The organism is Methanomethylovorans sp. (assembly GCF_050177135.1).
In the GTDB taxonomy this organism is placed as follows: Archaea; Halobacteriota; Methanosarcinia; order Methanosarcinales; family Methanosarcinaceae; genus Methanomethylovorans.
On record NZ_JBFXHJ010000211.1, the window covers coordinates 1 to 2,966 of the forward strand.

General features: G+C 46.8%; 4 protein-coding genes. 2 read left to right on the top strand and 2 right to left on the bottom strand.

Going from position 1 to position 2,966, the window contains the following annotated elements; all coding sequences use genetic code 11:
- Nucleotides 1–67: 67 nt before the first annotated feature.
- Together AB7U21_RS11590 and AB7U21_RS11595 are read left to right on the top strand one after the other, a co-directional pair.
- Nucleotides 68–424 (top strand): CidA/LrgA family protein, encoded by a 357-nt coding sequence (locus AB7U21_RS11590; protein ID WP_428389217.1) that lies wholly within the window; start codon nt 68–70, stop codon nt 422–424.
- Nucleotides 417–1,124 (top strand): LrgB family protein, encoded by a 708-nt coding sequence (locus tag AB7U21_RS11595; RefSeq protein ID WP_428389219.1) that lies wholly within the window; start codon nt 417–419, stop codon nt 1,122–1,124. Before AB7U21_RS11590 ends, AB7U21_RS11595 begins: the two co-directional genes overlap by 8 nt.
- Nucleotides 1,125–1,176: 52 nt before the next feature.
- On the opposite strand, the gene AB7U21_RS11600 is transcribed toward AB7U21_RS11595, so the two are convergent.
- The gene (locus AB7U21_RS11600) at nt 1,177–1,887 is read right to left on the bottom strand and encodes a DNA alkylation repair protein (protein ID WP_333788326.1); all 711 of its coding nucleotides are present in this window, start codon (nt 1,885–1,887) and stop codon (nt 1,177–1,179) included.
- Between the two features lie 75 nt (nt 1,888–1,962).
- A partial coding sequence (locus AB7U21_RS11605) for an AAA family ATPase (RefSeq protein ID WP_428389221.1) occupies nt 1,963–2,966 on the bottom strand: 1,004 nt, incomplete at its 5' end.

Here is a 2,966-nt window from a genome sequence, read left to right on the forward strand (position 1 = left end):
TACCGAAAGCCACTAATATCAATATCATATTCCCTCTAGCAAAATCTCTTTCTGAAAAAGGATCCCTATGAAATATCTTGTTCAGTTCGGTATTATTCTTGTTGTATGTTTTCTGGGAGATCTCCTTCACAGCGCACTGGCTCTGCCCATACCGGGGAACGTAATGGGTATGCTGCTTTTGCTATTCTTTCTGCTGACAGGGATAATAAAGCTTTCTATGATAGAGGATGTAAGCAATTTAATGCTGAAGCATCTCTCGTTCTTCTTCGTGCCCGCAGCAGTGGGACTCATCACCTGCTTTTCGATACTCGAAGGTAAATGGTTAGCTCTCACCATCATATCCGTTGTTTCCACTGCCATCATTGCAGTTACCACAGGTATCACGGTCCAGATACTTATGAGAAGGAGGCGCTCCGGTGAATGAACCGACATTGACCGCTTTTGCAGGTTCCCCTCTGTTCGGCATAGCCATATCCCTGCTTACGTTCCAGACAGGCAGCATGCTCTACAGAAGGACCGGATCGGTCTTCCTGAACCCCCTGGTACTGAGCATGGTTATGATAATTGCCTTTCTCGTAAACTTTCAGATAAGTTTCGATGATTATAACAAAGGGGGACAGTTCATATCCTTCTTCCTGGGTCCAGCCACCGTAATTCTGGCTGTGCCCCTGTATAAGAAGATCCACTTGCTGAAGGCTAATATCCTGCCCATCCTTGCAGGGATCACCATAGGTTCTGTAACAGGCATTGTGAGTATAATTGGCATGTGCAGGATCTTCGGCCTTGACGAGCTGGTAAGCGTGTCCATGATCCCCAAATCCATTACAACACCCATTGGAATAGAGCTTTCGAACCAGCTTTGTGGCCTGCCGTCCATTACCGTGGCAGGCATCGTCTTTACGGGCATATCAGGCGTGCTGCTGGGTCCCATGATATGCAGACTGTTCAGGATAGATGATAAGGTAGCAGTGGGAATTGCCATCGGCACATCATCCCATGCCCTGGGAACCACCAAGGCGGTCGAGCTGGGAGAGACCGAGGGAGCCATGAGCGGTCTTGCCATAGGTATCGCCGGCCTTATCACCGTATTCCTCGCTCCCCTGATAGCGAAGATATTGATGTGAGAAGTTTACGGTACAGTCTGAATGAACAATATAAAACGGTCACAATAACAGACTATTTTTCCATTGCTTTTTTTCTCATATCCTGAGGGAACTTTTCAATAGCATATCTCAGTGAAGTTCTTGGCATGACCTTTTTGTTTTTCATCACGTATTCGAATATCTCCTGCTGATGAGCCTTACCGGCTTCCTTGAGCATCCAGCCATAACCTTTGCGCACAAGGTCATCTTCATCCATGAGCAAACTGTCAGCTATTTCCAGAACATCCTCCAGGAATTTTCCATTCCTTGCAGGCAATACAAGAGTTACCGCCGCAGCTCTCCTGAACCATTTGTTCTCAGATCGGGTCCATTCTTTAAGCCGGGAAAGGTACTGCGGATACGATTCTATAAAAGAAGCTACCGAATGATTGCACAATGTGTCGCATTTCGCCCAGTTGTTGACGTATTTTTCTATCCATCCTTCAAAGATCTCAAGATCCTCTGGCTCGTAGTACTCCCGCATACGATGGACCCATTCAAAAGCAATTGCGGATTCTTCGAACAGATCTGACACCAGCAGTTCCTCACATAACAAAAAGATGGTCTGCTTTTGTTCGTTCCTTATCTGTTTGAAGTACTTATCTGCTATCTTAAGGACAGTTGCTGCCTTTACACCATAACAGTTGATCCCTTCCTTAAAAAAACGGGCAGCTGTTTCTTTTGTCCTTTCGTCAGCATTGCTGGTCAGTTCCTCCCTTATTTCAGATATCAGATCCTCATACATTTGCTATCCAACCTGTAATCATTTTTTAAACATTGTAGAAAAGATAGAACTAAGTGTATTAACTATTTATGGATTTTACTGATAAGCAGTACCTCCGCCATTAGTATCTTTTTTGTCATCTGAGTTAGCAGCATACTGCGCATAGGATTCAGCTGCTTTTTCATAGAGGTTCATGGCGCTTCTGGAAGTTGTGGGCTTTATTCTGGCAATAGCTTTCCTGAAATGGGTCATGGAGATCCTGATATCATTTACCAGTACCTTCATTTCCTCTCTTGTCATGCCTGGCAGGATCACCGATCTTAAGGCCAGCATGGAAGCTTCCCTGCAGATGGCTTCGATATCTGCACCCACATAGCCTTCTGTCATATCCGCAAGCAAATTAAGGTCCACATCCTCTGCGAGAGGTTTTCCCAGAATATGTATCTCAAATATCTTCCTGCGGCCTTCCTTTTCGGGTGGCTTCACGTAGATGAGCCTGTCAAACCTTCCAGGGCGCAATAAGGCAGGGTCGATGATATCGGGCCTGTTGGTGGCGGCTATGACCACAACATCCCTGAGTTCTTCCACTCCGTCTATTTCAGTAAGTATCTGGCTCACCACCCGCTCCGTCACATGTGCATCGGCACTGGCCCCCCTTTCTGGAGCCATGGCATCTATCTCATCGAAGAATATCACTGTGGGTGCAGCCTGCTTTGCTTTCCTGAAGGTTTCACGCACCGCTTTCTCGGATTCTCCCACATATTTGCTCAAAAGCTCAGGGCCTTTAATGCTGATAAAATTAGCTTCGCTCTCACTTGCAACCGCTTTGGCCAGCATGGTCTTACCAGTTCCAGGCGGCCCGAAAAGCAGTATGCCTCTGGGAGGCGTGGTATTGACAGCCTCGAACATCTCCGGGTATTTCAGAGGCCATTCCACAGCCTCGATGAGTTCCTGTTTTGCCGTTTCCAGCCCGCCGATATCGTCCCATCTCACATGGGCAACCTCCACGAACACCTCCCTCATGGCCGAAGGCTCTATGTTCTTGAAAGCTGAATCAAAATCAGATTTGGTGACCACAAGACTATCCATGACCTCCTGAG